This window comes from Pseudonocardia sp. DSM 110487 (assembly GCF_019468565.1).
Lineage (GTDB): Bacteria > Actinomycetota > Actinomycetes > Mycobacteriales > Pseudonocardiaceae > Pseudonocardia.
Genome location: NZ_CP080521.1, coordinates 5138928 through 5155486, shown reverse-complemented (window position 1 = coordinate 5155486; position 16559 = coordinate 5138928). Strand labels below are relative to the sequence as shown.

14 protein-coding genes are annotated in these 16559 nt (G+C 71.3%); 2 read left to right on the top strand and 12 right to left on the bottom strand.

Going from position 1 to position 16559, the window contains the following annotated elements:
* Positions 1 to 4: 4 nt before the first annotated feature.
* From K1T35_RS24115 to K1T35_RS24060, 12 genes are all read right to left on the bottom strand, one after another.
* Complete coding sequence (locus K1T35_RS24115) at positions 5 to 205, bottom strand: hypothetical protein (protein WP_220253972.1); 201 nt, start codon at positions 203 to 205, stop codon at positions 5 to 7.
* Positions 206 to 334: 129 nt separating this feature from the next.
* Positions 335 to 2332 (bottom strand): SpoIIE family protein phosphatase, encoded by a 1998-nt coding sequence (locus tag K1T35_RS24110; RefSeq protein ID WP_220253971.1) that lies wholly within the window; start codon positions 2330 to 2332, stop codon positions 335 to 337.
* Positions 2333 to 2882: 550 nt separating this feature from the next.
* Positions 2883 to 3821, bottom strand: coding sequence for a LysR family transcriptional regulator (locus tag K1T35_RS24105; RefSeq protein ID WP_220253970.1), 939 nt, complete (start codon positions 3819 to 3821; stop codon positions 2883 to 2885).
* A gap of 143 nt (positions 3822 to 3964) precedes the next feature.
* Positions 3965 to 5446 (bottom strand): amidohydrolase family protein, encoded by a 1482-nt coding sequence (locus K1T35_RS24100; protein ID WP_220253969.1) that lies wholly within the window; start codon positions 5444 to 5446, stop codon positions 3965 to 3967.
* On the bottom strand, positions 5443 to 6696 hold the full coding sequence (locus K1T35_RS24095) for an amidohydrolase (RefSeq protein WP_220253968.1): 1254 nt from the start codon (positions 6694 to 6696) through the stop codon (positions 5443 to 5445). Before K1T35_RS24095 ends, K1T35_RS24100 begins: the two co-directional genes overlap by 4 nt.
* Positions 6697 to 6711: 15 nt before the next feature.
* Positions 6712 to 8148 (bottom strand): amidase, encoded by a 1437-nt coding sequence (locus tag K1T35_RS24090; RefSeq protein ID WP_220253967.1) that lies wholly within the window; start codon positions 8146 to 8148, stop codon positions 6712 to 6714.
* Positions 8138 to 9691: an ABC transporter substrate-binding protein gene (locus K1T35_RS24085; protein ID WP_220253966.1), complete on the bottom strand. Its 1554-nt coding sequence runs from the start codon at positions 9689 to 9691 to the stop codon at positions 8138 to 8140. The genes K1T35_RS24090 and K1T35_RS24085 overlap by 11 nt, the downstream gene beginning before the upstream one ends.
* Positions 9688 to 10536 (bottom strand): ABC transporter ATP-binding protein, encoded by an 849-nt coding sequence (locus K1T35_RS24080; protein WP_220253965.1) that lies wholly within the window; start codon positions 10534 to 10536, stop codon positions 9688 to 9690. The genes K1T35_RS24085 and K1T35_RS24080 overlap by 4 nt, the downstream gene beginning before the upstream one ends.
* Complete coding sequence (locus tag K1T35_RS24075; RefSeq protein WP_255620645.1) at positions 10526 to 11512, bottom strand: ABC transporter ATP-binding protein; 987 nt, start codon at positions 11510 to 11512, stop codon at positions 10526 to 10528. Before K1T35_RS24075 ends, K1T35_RS24080 begins: the two co-directional genes overlap by 11 nt.
* Positions 11509 to 12384 carry an ABC transporter permease gene (locus K1T35_RS24070; RefSeq protein ID WP_255622659.1) on the bottom strand — a complete coding sequence of 292 codons (876 nt, stop codon included), beginning with the start codon at positions 12382 to 12384 and terminating at the stop codon, positions 11509 to 11511. Before K1T35_RS24070 ends, K1T35_RS24075 begins: the two co-directional genes overlap by 4 nt.
* Positions 12385 to 12392: 8 nt before the next feature.
* On the bottom strand, positions 12393 to 13337 hold the full coding sequence (locus K1T35_RS24065; protein ID WP_220253963.1) for an ABC transporter permease: 945 nt from the start codon (positions 13335 to 13337) through the stop codon (positions 12393 to 12395).
* Positions 13338 to 13430: 93 nt separating this feature from the next.
* Complete coding sequence (locus K1T35_RS24060; protein ID WP_255620643.1) at positions 13431 to 14465, bottom strand: GDSL-type esterase/lipase family protein; 1035 nt, start codon at positions 14463 to 14465, stop codon at positions 13431 to 13433.
* A gap of 234 nt (positions 14466 to 14699) precedes the next feature.
* Between K1T35_RS24060 and K1T35_RS24055 the strand changes: the two genes are divergently transcribed.
* Both K1T35_RS24055 and K1T35_RS24050 read left to right on the top strand, forming a co-directional pair.
* Positions 14700 to 14888, top strand: a complete 189-nt coding sequence (locus K1T35_RS24055) for a PspC domain-containing protein (protein ID WP_255620642.1) — start codon at positions 14700 to 14702, stop codon at positions 14886 to 14888.
* Positions 14889 to 14905: 17 nt separating this feature from the next.
* Positions 14906 to 16432, top strand: coding sequence for an amidohydrolase (locus tag K1T35_RS24050; RefSeq protein ID WP_220253960.1), 1527 nt, complete (start codon positions 14906 to 14908; stop codon positions 16430 to 16432).
* Positions 16433 to 16559: the final 127 nt, after the last annotated feature.

The window sequence follows — 16559 nt, the reverse complement described above, 5'->3', positions numbered from 1 at the left end:
AGGCTCACACCAGGCCGGCCCGCCGCGATGTGTACAGGTCGCCGAGGAACTCCTCGTACTCCTCGTTCGATTCGAACGGATCGTCGACGGCAGCCAGGTCATCCACTGACGTCAGCGGGAGAATCCCCTGCTGGCGCACGAGCTCGTCAGTGGGGACGAAGTCGTCCTTCGGCCAGTTGCCCGGGTGGTCGGGTGTCGTGGTCACGGCATGCACCTCCGTTGCGACCATCGTGCCAGTGCACACCGACAGATCACTGCAGGCGCAGCGAGACCGAGTCGTCCGCCGTCAGCAGCCGCGACCTCGTCGTGCTCTGATCGGGTGCTCTGATCCGACCTACCGACTCACCTCGGGTTCCTCGATGATCTCGGTGAGCTGGTCCAGCGCGGTGAGCGAGAGCACCTGGTGGGCGGCGCTGCCGGTGGGGGCGATCAGTCGCAGCCGACAGCCGTCGGCGGCCATCTGTTCGGCCAGCTGGTAGAGCAGTTGTACGCCTGCGCTGGCCAGATGGGTCACGCCGGTGAGGTCGATGGTCAGCGGGAGCACCCCGCCCCGGGTGGCGTCCTGGAGGCGACGACGCAGATCGGCAGCGCTGGGAAGGTCGATCGGCCCGTGCACCGCGACGTGCGGCGGGCCCACATCCACGATGTCGACGCGGAACCCGGCCTCGCTGGACGCGGCTGCCGGCCGCAGGCGGCCGCTGTCCGGACCGACGACGGGCCTGCGGCTCAGCGTGCGGTCCATCAGCACGCTGGTCCCCGTGGTCGTGCGGTCGATCTCCACGGTGTCCATGCAGCCGCGGATCAGGGCGAATCCTCGGTCTCGGCGGTTCGGACGAACCGGTGGCGGGACCCACCGACCGGTGTCACTGACGGTCATGCAGATCCGCCCGGAGTCGTCGTGCACCCCCTCGACCCGGACCCGTCCCACGTCGTCGGGGTAAGCGTGTTCGATGACGTTGCTGACGGCCTCGAGCACGGCGAATCGGATGGCGCGCGTGTCCTCGTCGCTGCCGCCCCGTGCGATCAGCCAGTCGTCGAGCTGGATGCGAAGCGGGGAAAGGACGCCCGGGGATGCCGGCAGCTCGGCCTCGAACGGCTCGGGCCGCGTGCCGGTGCACTGCACTGCCAGCAGGGTCACGTCATCGGTGTGGCCCTTGCGGGTCATCCGTTCCACGGTCAGCTCGCACACCCGCTCCGGCGCCGCGGCGGCCATCATCGACGGGGTTCCGCGCGCCCGCGCCCCGGCCGCGACTCCCCGCAGCAGGTCCAGGCCCTCGTCCAGGGGCAGTTCGGGACCCTCGACCAGCCCGTCGGTGTAGAGCAGCAACACATCCGTGGCCGTCAGCAACACGGTCTGCACCACGACCGGGCGGGTTGCCGCGACGACGCCGAGAGGGCCCGTGGCACCGGCGGGTAGATAGCCGGTCCGACCGTCGGCCGCCAGCACCAGAGGTGGCGGATGCCCGCAGCTGATGTAGTCCAGCCGCCCGTCGGCCGGATCCAGCACGGCAAGACAGAGCGTGGTGGCCGCCGCTTCCGGAATCCGCGCGACGAAGCGGTCGAGCCGGGCCAACACCTCAGGGATGGCTAGACCCTCGAGCAGGAGCTCCGTCAGCACCGCACGAAGCTGACCCATGACCGCCGAGGCACGGGTGCCCGAACCCACGACGTCGCCGACGACCAGTCCGAGCCGCCCGTCGCCGAGTGGCACCGCATCGAACCAGTCGCCCCCGGCGCCCTGTTCGCTGTCGGCGGCGAGGTAGCGGGCCGCCAGCTCCACGCCGGGAAGCACCGGCAACCGCTCCGGCAGAAGGTTGCGCTGCAGGGACATCACCCCGTCCAGTGCCGCGTGGTAGCGATGTTCGAACGCGGTGGCCTGAGCCTCGGCCGCGCGCCGGGCGGACACGGCCGGGGTCACGTCCAGCACGTGCGCGACCAGCCCGGTCACGTCGCCGCCCGCGTCCCGGATCGGCACGACGGTGAAGCTCAGGTAGAGCTCCTCCAGTTCCCCGTCGGCGTCGTTGTCCAGCAGGACCCGCCACTCCTGCCCGGAGACCGGGCTCCCCGTCTTGTAGGCGTCGTCCAGCAGCTCGGCCATGCGTTGACCGGCCTCTTCCGGGATCGCCTCCCGGTAGCGCCGCCCCACCACCTCCCGGTCTGGACCGACCATGATCCGCCCCGCCCTGTTCACCGCGGTGAAGATGTGATCAGGCCCGGAGAAGACGAAGACCGCGGCGGGCAGCTCCTCGAACCAGGCGGCGATCGCCCGCGGATCGCCGAACACCCGCGGATCCGGCTCGTCGGCCCCACCGGCATCGCCCCGCCCGGTCACGCTCGATCCGCCGGAGTGGATCGTCGCGCGGGCCGGAGGCGCCGCAGCTCGGGAAACCCGGTACGTGTCATCCGGTGTCCTTTCGTGGTGGGTCATCGGCGTGACCGCTCGATCTGGTCGCGACGAGCCGGCACTGGCTACGGATTTCGTCGCCAGGCGATCTCAGCCGGCGGATCACGGCGGCCCGAGACCGGATGAATGGTTGATGGCCGGGCTTACAGCGAATGCCCAGATCTCGGGTGCTGGTGAGAGACGGCTGGTCAAGCCACCGGCGGCAGGCACGGCCACACCTTCGGTTGCTCCGGTGCCGGGCATCAAGGACCGCCGGCTACAGCACCGTGTAGCGAGGCTTCACGACGGATCCCGTAGGCGCACGACTCGATCGCCATGCCCCTCGCGGGCGATCTCCCGGCCCGCGCGCCACGCCTCACATTCATCCAGCTCAGCACGCGGGGGCCGGTTCCGTCACCCCGTGATCACTGCGTCGCGGTGCGATACGAGCCGCCTCGGCTGTGCGCGCCGGCACGCCATGCCAGGCGTAACCGAGGTCTCACCCTCCGTCGGGCGTCAGCCACCCGGCGCGGGAGCCGGTCCGCGCGGCCAGCTCGGCGAACTCCGGGATCCAGATGTTCTGCGCGAATACCGACCAGATCGGTGCAAGCCAGAACGGCGGCAACCCGGTGAGCGGCACCAGCACCAGGTCCGACGGCAGCCCGATCAGGGACAAGCTGGTGGTGGTGATGTGGGCGATGTTCTCGCGCACCACGATCGTCACCGCCTCCTCCAGGTAGCTGTCGGTCATCCGCCGCACGCGGCGGATCCGGCGCCCTGAAGGCGTGATCGGCGGGGTCCAGGCATCGGCGAACTGCCGTGTGACGGGGGGCGGGTAGAGCACGTCGTGGTCGGCGAGCTCCTCGATGTCGACCACCTCGTGTCGGGCCAGCGCGTGGCCGGTCCTGACCATCACCGATCGGGGCTCGCGGAGGATCGCCTGCCCCAGGTGCACCCTCGGCAGGTGCAGGGTGCCCGGCTCGGCCGGGAACCAGGTGACGAACACGTCGTCGCGTTGCTGGTCGCACCACTGGCGGTGCTGCATGGCGGGATATGCGTAGCGCACCAGTGGGATCTGCGGGTAGGCCTCGGCGAAATCTTGCATCAGGGTGGTGGTGACCTCCTCGCGCAGCGAGTTGGCGAAGAAGACCCGCATCACACCCTGCGGCTCCCGACCGGCCGCGCGTTTGGCCTTGCGCAGGGCTTCCTCCAACTGTTCGACCGCCGGACGGACATCCTCGAACAGGGTTTGGCCCAGCGGGGTGAGCCGTACCGTGCGACTGGTCCGCTCGAACAGCGGCGCGCCGATCCGGCGCTCGAGGCCACGAATCGACTGGCTCATCCGGGACGTCGTCAGGTGCAGGCGCGCGGCGGCCCGGCCGAAGTGCAGTTCCTCGGCGACGGCGAGGAACGCCTCGATCTCCCGAGCGATCTCCATCCCGACCACTGCCTTGCACGGAGAAGAACAGCGTTGCACGGGCAGGCACCATGGGGAAGCGCCGTCACACGGGGGAGTCACGGAAGGCTGTCGGGGCTCCTCGGTCGGCTCCTTCGTGCCGGCGGTTCGGACGCTCCGCAGGCTCAGTGGCTGCCCCGGCCGCGGACCGGGCGGCCGGGGAGGGCCGTGGTGATCAGCTCGCCGTCGCGCACCACGAACTCCCCGCCGACCACCACGTGCCGGAACCCGGTGGAGGGGCCGATCCGGTCGTAGGTGGCGCCTTCGGCGACCGTGTCGGGGTCGAACGCGGTGAGGTCGGCGTCGGCACCCACCTGCACGCGGCCCTTCCGCTGCATGGCCGGGGCGGTCTCCTCGAGGATCTGCGCGGGGAGCAGGGTGCAGCGGCGCACGGTCTCGGCGAGCGAGAACACCCCGAGCTCCCGGGTGAGCCAGGACAGTGCTCGCGCGAAGCAGCCCATGCTGCGCGGATGGGCGATCGCCCGCGGGTCGGGTGGCCACTGCGTACCGAGGTCCGGCACGCCGTCGAGGACGAGCGGCATCGCGTCGGACGCCACCGCCGTGTCGGAGAGGGTGATCGACCCCAGCAGGGTCTCGATGTCGGCCGGCTCGTCGGCGCGCAGGTAGTCGATCACGCACAGGCCGCCCGGGTTGGTGGCGCGCAGCTCGGCCAGTCGCTCGGTGTCGGCGACGCGTTCCCCGGTCGGCAAATAGGTAATGTCCTTCGGCTCGATGCCGATGCGGTGCAGTGCGTCGGGGGCGAGGAACGCCGCCCCGACGCCCGTGGACGACGCGGTGTACGGGTAGGCCTCGGTGGTGACGCGGTTGCCGAGACCACGGGCGGTCTCGATCGCGGCGGCGATCTCGTCGATGTGCCGCAGCGAGGTGCTGTTCAGATGGCAGATGTGCATGCTGGCGCCGGTACCCGCGGCGGCGCCGACGATCTCGAGCGCGCCTTCGAGGGAGGTCATCGGCTCGACGTTCGACTTGCCGCGGGAGTGGGTGAACACGCCGACGCCGAGGCGGGACGCGAGCTGCGCCGTGCGGAAGTACTCGACTCGGCCCGAGTCCGGCGAGTAGCCGAGCAGCACGCCGATCCCGAGCGCACCGTGCGCGACGCCCTCCTCCAGCAGCGCGAGCATCCGGTCCACCTCGGCCGGCGTGGCCGGCTGGTTCCAGCGTGCCGCGTCCGTCATGGCCTGGAAGACGTTCGGTGCGGTACCCGACGCCAGCGGCACACCATCCACCACGTGCAGCCGTGCCATGGCCCACGAGGCGGCGTAGCCGTAGTTGATGGGCCTGCCCTCCTCGGCGGCCCGCTCGTAGGTCAGCGGTACGGGGAGGGTGCCCGACTCCAGGTCCAGCGAGGTGGTCACGCCGTCCATCGCCTGCAGGCGCAGCCCGTTGACCGACTGGGCGTGGCTGTGCAGGTCGATGAAGCCCGGGGAGAGCACGAGCCCGGTGACGTCCACGGTCCGCGTGGCCGGGACCGGGTCGGCGCCCACGTGCACGATCGTCCCGTCGCGCACGCCCACCTGCCGCACGTCGTCGAGGCCTGACTCCGGGTCGATCACCCGCGCCCCGGTGAAGAGCGTGTCGACCGTCATCGCGCGAGCCAGATCCCGGCCGCGGTCAGCAGTGCCTCCACCGCTTGCCGCAGGGTCGGCGCGACGCCGGTCGGCACGAACTCGGGGGAGTGGCCGCCCGGTGCCCGGCCGGAGGCGACCGCGGCCTGCGGGTGCGCCGGGTCGTCCGGGTAGAGCGCGGGGTCGAACCCGCCGAAGTTCCAGAACACCGACGGCACCCCGGCCGCCACTGCGAAGAGCCCGAAGTCCTCGCTGCCGGTCTTGGGCGTGGTCTCGTGGACGTGCCCGGCCCCGAACGCCTCCGTGAAAGCCGTCCGCACCGCTTCCGTGGTCGCGACGTCGTTGCGCAGCAGCGGGAAGCCGTTGATCGGGGCGATCTCCGGCGGCCGCGGCGCGCCGGCCGCCTCGGCTTCGGCATTGACGATGCGGGTGATGGCGGCGAGCACGCGCTCGCGCACGTCCGGGTCGAAGGTGCGGACGTTGAGCTTGAGCTCGGCAGAGGCCGGGATGACGTTCTCCTTGCGGCCCGCGTGGATGGCGGCCACGGTCACCACCGCGACCTCGTTGGGAGCGACCTCCCTCGCCACGATCGTCTGCAGGCGCACCACGATCGAGGCGGCGAGCACGACCGGGTCGACTGTGGTGTGCGGGGCCGACCCGTGCCCGCCGCGGCCGTACACGGTGACGCGCAGGCTGTCGGCCGCGGCCATGAACACGCCGGGGCACAGGTACAGGTGGGTGCTGGGCGCCGAGGTGATGTGCTGCCCCAGCGCCACGTCGAACGGGCCGAAGCGCTCGAGGAACCCGTCGTCCAGCATGGCCTGCGCCCCGCTTCCGACCTCCTCGGCCGGTTGCAGGACGGCGAGCACGGTGCCCGACCACGAGTCGCGGTTCGCGACCAGCTGCTCCACGGCACCGATCAGTGCCGTCATGTGGGTGTCGTGGCCGCAGGCGTGCATGATCGGGGTCGAGATGCCGTCCGGGTCGACGCCGGTGGCGCGGCTGCGGTAGGGGACCTTCTCGATCTCCTGCACGGGCAGCGCGTCCATGTCGGCCCGCAGGAGCACCGTCGGGCCCTCGCCGTTGCGCAGCACGCCGACGACGCCGGTCTTGCCCACGCCGGTGGTGACCTCGAGTCCCGCCGAGACCAGGCGGGCGGCCAGAACGGACGCGGTGCGCTCCTCCTGGAACGACAGCTCGGGGTGTTCGTGCAGGTCGCGGTAGAGCAGTTCCAGGTCCGGGATGCGGTCGTCCAACCCGCTGGTCAGCATGTTCCCCCTTCTCGATCAATCCACGGTGACGAAGGCCGGCTGTGGGGTCGGATCGACCTCGGGCGCGCGGCCGGCGTTCACCACCGACTCGAACGCGCGCGCGATGGCGAGCAGGCGATCTTCTCGCAGGTGCGGCCCGACGAGCTGGATGCCGACCGGCCGCCCGTCCGGTGTGAAGGCGGCCGGCAGCGAGATCGCCGGGCAACCGGTGACCGTGATCGCCGACGGCAGGCCCATCCACTCCAGGTAGTCGTGCATCGGGGTGCCGTCGATCTCGCGCGGGTACCGGGTGGTGATCTCGAACGGGGCCACCTGGCAGGTCGGGGTGACCAGCGCGTCGACGGAGTCGAAGAACTCCCGCACCACGTGGAAGATCCGGGCCGCGTTGCGCTCGGCCTCCGCGATCGTGGGGCCGTCGAGCTTGGCGCCCTCCTCGACGTTCCACCGCGCGTCGGCCTTGAGCCGCCCCGGGTGCTCGGCGAGCACCGGGCCGAGCGTCACCTGCATCTTGAGCGCCCGCAGCACGCGGAACGTCTCGATGGCGCCGGTGAGGTCGGGGGTGGCGAGCTCGACGTCCCAGCCGTGCGCCGCCAGCGCTGCGACCACCGGTTCGAGCGCGTCCCGGACCTCGCGGGCCACCACGACCCGCCCGTCCAGATCAGGCGACCACGCCACCCGGATCGGACGCCCCGGGTCGGGTAGCGGGAAGTAGGCGGCCGGGTCCGCAGGTACCGACCACCCGGCCCGCGGATCTGCTCCCACGAGCACGCTCATGAGCAGCGCGAGGTCGTCGACCGTGCGCGCCATCGGTCCCACCACCGACAGCCGGCTGAACGGGTCTCCGTTCGGCCACGACGGCACCCGGCCCGGCGAGGGTCGGAACCCGACGACGTTGCAGAACGACGCCGGGTTGCGCAGCGAGCCGCCGGTGTCGCTCCCGTCCGCCAGCGGCAGCATGCGCGCCGCGAGCGCCGCCGCCGCGCCGCCACTGCTGCCGCCCGCGGTGCGGTCGAGCGCGTACGGGTTGCGGGTGACGCCGTAGACGTCGTTGAACGTGTGCGACCCCAGCCCGAACTCGGGCACGTTGGTCTTGCCGACGGCGATCGCCCCCGCCGCCGCCATCCGCTCGACGACGAGGTGGTCCTGCGTGGCGACCCGGTCGGCGTAGATCGGGCTGCCCTGGGTGAACCGGAACCCGGCGGCCGGCACGAGATCCTTGTGCGCCACCGGAAGCCCGTAGAGCGCTCCGCGCGGCTCGTCCTTGCGGAAGGTGCGGTCGAGCTCGCGAGCCGCGGCCAACGCGCGTTCAGGCCGGAAGTCGACGATCGCGTTGACGGCGGGGTTGCGACGCTCGATCTCCGCGAGGTGCGCCTCCATGACCTCGGTGACGGTCAGCTCGCCGGACCGGGTCAGCCCGGCGAGCTCCACGGCGGTCAGGTGGTTATGCGTCATTCTTCGGGTGCACGTTGTAGAAGATGTCCCCGGTCTCGGTCTGGCGGCTGAAGCCCTCGACGTCGGCGGCGAGGCCCATGAGCGTCGAGTTCTCCCCGAACTTCACAATGGGAAGGTAGTCGTAGACGGCCTGCTGCAGCTGCCCCATCGCCGCGGTCGCCGACGTCTCGTCCGCCGCATACGTGATCGCGTCCATGGCACCGGTGATAGCAGGGTCGTCGGTCCATCCGGGCCAGTTGCCGGCGAGGAACAGGTTCCTCGTGGGCAGCACGGTGGGGGTGAACCCGGTGATGAACGCCTCGTAGGCGGTGTCGTCGGTGCGGTTCTGCAGCAGCGTGGCCCAGTCGGTGACCACGAGCTGCGCGTTGATCCCGACGGCCTTCAGCTCGGCCTCGATCACCACCGCCGAGTTGTAGTGGTCGGCGTACTCGCGCGTGGTGAGGATGCGGACGGGCTCACCGGCGTATCCCGCCTCGGTCAGCAGGCTCCGCGCCTTGTCGGGGTCGTGCACGTTGTAGTTGGTGAGGCCGGCGTCCGAGTACCACGGGCTGGCCTCGTCGGAGGCGATCGCGCCGTTGAGCTGGTAGTACTGCGGGTCGGCGAACGCGGCCCGCAGGATCTCGTCCATGTTGAGTGCTGCGTTGGCGGCCTGGCGCATCAGTGGCGAGGACATGACGCCCTTGCGCTTGTTGAAGACCACCACGTTTGTGCCCTCGAGGCTGACGTCCGTCTTGAGGTTGGGGTCGGCCTGCAGCTGCGCGATGTTGTCGAACGGCAGCGCGTTCGCCGCGTCGTACTCACCGGTCTGCAGCCCCGCGAGGCGCGTCGAGGGGTCGGAGACGAAGTGGTAGTAGAGGTTCTCGTACACCGGCGTCTTCGCGCCGGCCTGGCCGCTGGCCGGCCCCGGCGGCGAGGCGTAGCCCGCGAAACGCCGCAGCTGGATGTGCTGGTCGGTGACCCACTCGACGAACTGGTACGGCCCGGTGCCGACGAACCGGGTGACGCCCTCGGCGGGGGCCCCGCGCACCACCTCGGCGGGCTGGATGGGCGTGATCAGGCTGGGGTCGGCGAGCAGCTGGAGCGTGGTGAACATCGCCCGCGGCGTGGTGACGTCCACGGTCAACGGGCCGGTCGCGGTGACGGTGGTGCCCTGCATGAACTGCTTGCCCGACACCGTCTGCGCGATCCAGCGTTCCAACGACGCGACGACGTCGTCGGAGTCGAGCGCGGAACCGTCGTGGAAGGTGACGCCCTCGCGGAGGGTGAAGCTGATCGTGCGCTTGTCCTCCGACACGGTCCAGCCGCTCGCGAGCACGGGCTGCACCTGGTCGTTCGCGTCCATGACGACGAGCGGCTCGTAGACATTGCGCATGATGTCGCGCGTGGTGGTCGCGGTGGTCATCACCGGGTCCAGCGTGGCGGGCTGGGCGTCCCATGCGATGTCGAACTCGGTCGTGTCCGCCGGTGCGGAGCCGCCCCCGCCGCCGCAGCCGGCCGCGAGGACCGCGAACGCGGCGAACGCGGCGACCAGTCGGATCTTCATGCCGTCTCCTCGAGCCTGTCGTGCTGGGTGGGCCGGCGTTTCCGCTCGGCGGGATGGCGTGCCGGCACGGCGGCCAGCAGGGATTTGGTGTACGGGTGCCGCGGTCGGGCGAAGATCTCCTCGGTGGTGCCCTCCTCCACGAGCTCACCCCGGTGCATCACGCCGACCCGGTCGGCGATGTAGCGCACGACGGACAGGTCGTGGGAGATGAACAGGTAGGTCAGCCCGAGCTCGCGCTGCAGCCGGCGCAGCAGGTTGAGGATCTGCGCCTGGATCGAGACGTCGAGCGCGGAGACCGGCTCGTCGCACAGGATGATCCGGGGGGAGACGATCAGCGCCCGCGCGATGCCGATGCGCTGGCGCTGCCCGCCGGAGAACTCGTGCGGATACCGGTCGAAGTGCTCCTCCGACAGGCCCACCGCCTCCAGCGAGGCGATGACGCTGGAGCGCAGCTCGCGTCCGGGCGTGGCGCCCTGGATCTTCAGGGACTCCTCGAGGATCCGCCCAACCCGCTTGCGCGGGTTCAGTGCCGAGTACGGATCCTGGAAGATCATCTGGACGTCGGAGCGGTAGGCGCGCAGCGCCGCCCGTGACAGCGACGACAATGGCGTGCCGCGGTAGGCGATGGTCCCGCCGGACGGGGCGAGCATGCCCTGCAGGAGCCGGCCGGTGGTCGTCTTCCCGCAGCCGGACTCACCGACGAGCCCGTAGCACTCGCCCTCGCGCAGGTCGAAGCTGATCCCGTTGACGGCGTGGACCTCGCCGCCACGGGTGCCGAGCGCCGTGCGCGTCGGGTAGGACTTGCGCAGGTTGCGCACCTCGAGAAGTGCGTGCTCAGCGGACACCGGCCAGCTCCCCCGCCCGCAGGCATCGAACGGTGTGGCCCGGCTCGATCTCCTCCAGCACCGGCGCCTCGTCCCGGCACGAGTCGAGTGCGTGCGCGCACCGGTCTGCGAACCGGCAGCCCGATGGCACGTTGTGCAGGGTCGGGACCCGGCCGGGGATCGTGCCGAGCTCCTCGCTCGGGTCCGCCTCCAGCGCCGGGGTCGAGGCGAGCAACCCGCGCGTGTACGGGTGGAGCGGCTTGTCGAACAGGGAGACGACATCGGTCTCCTCGATGATCTGCCCGAGGTACATCACGGCCACCCGATCGCACACCTCCGCGACCACGCCGAGGTCGTGCGTGATGAAGATCGTGCCCATCTCGAACTCGGCGCGCAGCTCCTCGATGAGGTCGAGGATCTGGGCCTGGGTGGTGACGTCGAGCGCGGTGGTCGGCTCGTCGGCGATCAGCAGCTTGGGCCGGGTGGAGAGCGCCATCGCGATCATCACCCGCTGCCGCATGCCGCCGGAGAGCTGGTGCGGGTACTCGCGCATCCGCTGTTCGGGAGCGGCGATGTTGGTCAGCTCGAGCATCCGAACGGCCATCTCGTGGGCCTGCGCCGTCGCGACGCCCTGGTGCAGCCGGATCCCCTCCACCAGCTGGTCGCCGACCGTGAACACCGGGTTCAGCGAGCTCATCGGGTCCTGGAAGATCATCGCGACGTCCCGGCCCCGCCTGCGCCGCATCTCGGCCTCGGGGAGCGCGAGCAGGTCGTCGGAGGCCAGGACCACTCGGCCCTCGTAGGTGGTGGAGCGTTCGTCGAGCAGCCGCATCAGCGACTCGGCGGTGACGCTCTTGCCGCAGCCGGACTCGCCGACGATCCCGAGCGTCTCGCCGCGGTCCACCGAGAACGACACGTCGTCGACGGCCGTGACGCGGCCGCGTTCGGTGGCGAAGTGGGTGCGCAGGTTCTCGACCGTCAGTACCCGATTGGTCACTTGACCGCCTTCGCGTATCGCGGGTCGAGCAGGTCCCGCAGGCCGTCCCCGAGGAGGTTGACGCCCAGCACCGTGAGCAGGATCGCGATGCCGGGGAACACGGTCATCCACCACGCCGTGTAGATCACGATCTTGCCGTCGAGCAGGATGTTCCCCCAGCTCGGTGCGGGTGGCGGGATGCCGGCCCCGAGGAAGGAGAGGGCCGCCTCCGTGATGATCGTGTCGGCGAAGATGAACGTCGCCTGCACGATGAGCGGCGAGAGCACGTTCGGGGCGATGTTCAGCCAGATGATCCGCGAGGTCGACGCGCCCTGCGCCTGCAGCGCTTCCACGAAGGTCTGCTCCCTGATCGTCAGCACCGAGGAGCGCACGACCCGGGCGATGTAGGGCACGAAGACGACGGTCAGCGCGATGACCACGTTCTCGGTGCGCGGGCCGAGTGCGGCCATGATGGCGATGGCCAGGAGGATCGCGGGAAAGGCCATGAGGCCGTCGGCGATCCGCATGACCACGGCATCGACCATTCGGTTGTATCCCGCGTAGAGGCCGACGGCGAGGCCGAGCAGCGACGTGATCAGGGCGATCGCGAACGCCGTGCCCAGCGAGGTCGCGGCGCCGTGCACGACCCGGGCGAGCAGGTCGCGCCCGTAGTTGTCGGTGCCGAACAGGTGTGCCGCGCTCGGCCCCTGCAACCGGTCCTCTGCCGCGACCGCGAGAGGATCGGCCGGCACGAGCAGTGGGCCGGCGATCGCCAGCAGGACCATGACGGCGGTGAGGATCCCGCCTGCGAGGGCGGTGCGGTTCGCCGAGAACCGGCGCAGGAACAGGGATCGGCCACTTTGCGCGCGACGGAATGTCGTGCCCGGAACCATCGTGACCACTAGTCGACCCGGATCCGCGGATCGAGGATGCTGTAGAGCACGTCGACCACCAGGTTGATGAGGACGTAACTGACGGCGATCAGGAGCACCACTCCCTGGATGACGACGAAATCGCGCCGTTCCACCGAGTTCACGACCAGCTGCCCGATGCCGGGGATGTTGAAGACGGTTTCGACGACGGCGGCCCCGGCTATCAACGTGCCGAACGTCTGGCCGATCACCGTGAGCACCGGGAGGGCGGCGTTGCGCAATGCGTGTTTGTAGATGCGCACCTGTTCCGAGAGCCCTTTCGCCTTCGCGGTCTTCATGTAGTTCTGGGTGAGGACGTCGAGCATCGAGGACCGGGTGGTGCGCGCGATGAGCGCGGCCTGCAACCCACCCAGCGCGATCGCGGGCAACACGAGGTAGGTCAGGTGTCGGCCAAGGCCGTCCTCGAGCGGGCGGAACCCTGCCACCGGGAACCAGCCCAGCCCGACCGCGAACACCAGTGCGAGGAAGAGCCCGGACAGGAAGCTCGGCACGGAGATCCCGAGCAGGGCACCTCCCATGAAGGCCCGGTCCACGGCGGTGCCGCGCCTGCGCGCGGCCACGATCCCCGCGGGCACGGCGACGACCACGGCCAACAGCTCCGCCAAGATCGCCAGCGAGAGCGTGGGCCCCATGGCGTCGGCCAGCACCTCGGTGACCGGCTGCCGGATGAACAGCGAATCCCCGAGATCACCCTGCAGCACCCCGCCCAACCATCGGAGGAACTGCACGTAGAGCGGATCGTTCAACCCCAGCTGCGCGCGCAGCGCCTGCACGTCGGCCTCGCTGGCCTCCGGCCCGAGAATCACCGCCGCCGGGTCGCCCGGCGTGAGATGGATGAGGAGGAACACCACGACCGCGACGACGCCGAGCACCGGGACAAGCGCCAGCACGCGCTTGATGAGGTAACTCGTCACACGACTCCCTTACTGATCACGAGAGCCGCGACCGTATGGACGTCGGATGTCAGATGAGCTGCCGATCTGTTTCCGGGCCGTAAATGCGCCGACTCATGCGGCAGGGGCCTCCACGGGGGCCGGTTCGAGATGCGCCTGTCCGTCGGAACCGGCCACACAGGCCGCGGCATCCGACCGGGAGCGCACGAACTCACCCACGCATCGCCCCATCTCGGCGTGTGCCGCGGCCGTCGGGTGGAACGATTCCTGGGCGAGGTGGAATCCGATGGCATCCAGTCCGCCGTACACGAGCGCCTCCGGGTCGACGGTGATGCGCCGTTGCCACTCCTGGTCGCGCAGCGGCTTGGTGCACGCCTCGAAGCCCTCTGTTGCCCGCGCCATGTCGAGGAACCGCGCGCCGGTGCGCTCGGCGACCCCGTGCAGCGCGGTCGAGAGCGCCGGGAACAGCGTGGTGCGCCCCCACGCGGCGTCGGGGCGGCTGTACGGGCAGCCCGCGAGGGCCTGCAGCGGCACCATGTGCTCGGAGATCGGGGACGCGTAGGACGCGAGCACGAGTGTGTACTCGCGGCCGCCGTAGCCGGCCTGCCGCATGGCCGCGCGCACGTCGCGCACCGCCGCCTCCACCTTGGTCGCCGTGACGGCCATGCGCTCGCGCACGAGCGGGCCGACCGTCTCCCGGCACGGGGGTTCGCGCGGGTCGACGAACGCGCGGATGCACGCGACGCCGGTGTCGAACAGCGCGGCGTCGTCGTTGGCGCCGATCTGCACGATCACGGTGGTGACCCGGTACCGGCCCGCGACCTCGATGAGCCGCTGCGCCTGGGATCCCTCCGTGTAGTGGGCGCCGCGACCGAACGCGACGTCCGCGGTGTCGGCCCCCGAGCATGCGAGGTTGACCGACTCCGACGCGAGGTCGGTGCGGTGGACGTAGGCGTGCTTGGAGCGGTGGCACCAATTGCCGTTCTCCCCGCGCGTGCCCACGTCGTAGTCGCCTGCCGCGGCGCTGTCGCCGAGCACGACCACGGCGGCGGCGGTCTGCGCCGTCGCCATAGCGGGGGGACCGAGCAGGGTGAGCGCCACGGCACCACCCGCCGCGACGAGCATGGCCAGGGAGCGTGATCGCGTCACGACAGGGACGTTATGCGCACCCCAACGGCCTGACCAGGGCATTCACCGACACCAGCGATCACCGCCCCCGCGGCGCAGCACACGGTCACGGTCCGCGAGTGCGATGACGCTTCTGGGGGTATCGCCAGTGGAACCTCAGGGGCGCCTCCGGGCGTTTCCCGAGTGCCAGCGCCGTCCACGAGGCCGACACTGGACCCAGCGGCGAGACTCGCCGCGATGTGGAAGGAGCCCAAGGTGGCATCGACCCTGACCCGCCCGCGGCACGGCAAGGTCATCGCCGGCGTGTGCGCGGGCCTTGCGGACCGGTTCGGCATGAGCCCGTTCGTGGTCCGGCTGCTGTTCCTCCTGTCCTGCCTGCTGCCCGGCCCGCAGATCGTGATCTACATCGTGCTGTGGATCCTCATGCCCAAGCGCGCCTACTGATCCGGTAGACACTCCGGGTGGATCGCACCCTGCTGCTCGGTGCCCGGATCTTCGCCCCGGCACCGGGCGCGGGAGCCCTCGAGATCGAGGGTGAGCGGATCACCTGGGTGGGTGGCGCCGACGCCGCGCGGGACCGCCGGCCCGGCGCCACCGTGCTGGAGCTCGCAGGCGCCGTCGTCACCCCGGCGTTCGTCGACGCGCACGTGCACGCCACCGCCGCGGGCCTGCTCGCCGACGGGCTCGATCTCACCCGCTGCGGCTCGGCACGGGCGCTGCTCGACGCGGTTGCGGCCCGCGTCGCCGCCCGGCCCGGCGCGCTCGTGTGGGGCCAGGGCTGGCAGGACCACGCATGGCCCGACGAGCTCCCGTCGCGCTCGGCGCTCGACCGCGCCGCCGCGGGCGCGCCGGTCTACCTGAGCCGGATCGACGTGCACTCGGCCCTCGTCTCCTCCGCCCTGCTCGACCGGGCCCCCGGCGTGGCCGGCGCCGCCGGGTGGTCGCTCACGGCGCTGTCCGGCGACGCCCACCACCGGGCCCGCCGGGCCGCGCTCGCCGCCGTCGACACCGCCACCCGCGACGCCGCGCAGATCGCGTTCCTCGCCGATGCCGCCGCCCGCGGGGTCGCGGTCGTGCACGAGTGCGCAGGCCCGGACATCTCGTCGGCGGACGATCTGGCCGCGCTGCGCGTCCGCACCGGGCCGGAGGTCGTCGGCTATTGGGGCGAGGCGGTGCACACCGCGGAGGACGCCACGGAGCTGATCGCGGCAACCGGGGCAAGCGGGCTCGCGGGTGACCTCTTCGTCGACGGCTCGCTCGGCTCGCGCACCGCGGCGCTGCGGGTGCCATACGCCGACGCTCCCGGCTGCACCGGCAACCGCTACCTCGACGCGTCCGCGATCGGCGCGCACCTCGTCGCCTGCACGAAGGCCGGTGTACAGGCCGGGTTCCACGTGATCGGCGATGCCGCGGCGGACGCACTGCTCGCCGGGCTCGACGAGGCCGCCGCCGCGACGTCCGCCGCGGCCGTGCGCGCCGCGGGCCACCGGGTGGAGCACCTGGAGATGGTGGACGCGGCGCAGGCGCGCCGGCTGGCCGAGCTCGGTGTGGTCGCGAGCGTGCAGCCGCTCTTCGACGCGTACTGGGGCGGCCCGGACGGCATGTACGCCGCGCGGCTCGGCTCGGGCCGGTCCCGCGGCATGAACCCGTTCGCCGAACTCTCCTCATCGGGCGTCGTCCTCGCGCTCGGCTCCGACGCCCCGGTCACCCCGGTCGACCCGTGGGCGGCGGTACGCGCCGCCGTCGAGCACCGCACGCCCGCCTCGGCGCTCACCGCCACCCAGGCCCTCACCGCGCACACCGTGGGCGGGTACCGCGCGGCGGGGGAGCGGTCAGGACTGGCCGGACGCCTGCTGCCCGGCGCCCCGGCCAGCTACGCGATCTGGGACGGCGCGGGCCCCCTGGACGGCAGCGCCCGGAATCCGCGCTGCCTGCGCACCGTGCACCGCGGCGAGGTCCTGCACGACGCCCTCCCGGTGGTCGAGTAGGGACGGCGCCCAGGCTGCCGGTGATCGAGCGGGCGTGCTCGCGATGGCGACCCTCACCACTCTCCTGCCCCGATGTGAACCGTCCGACGGTGCGCTGCGTATGCCTTCCATAACGGATCGTGGAGGT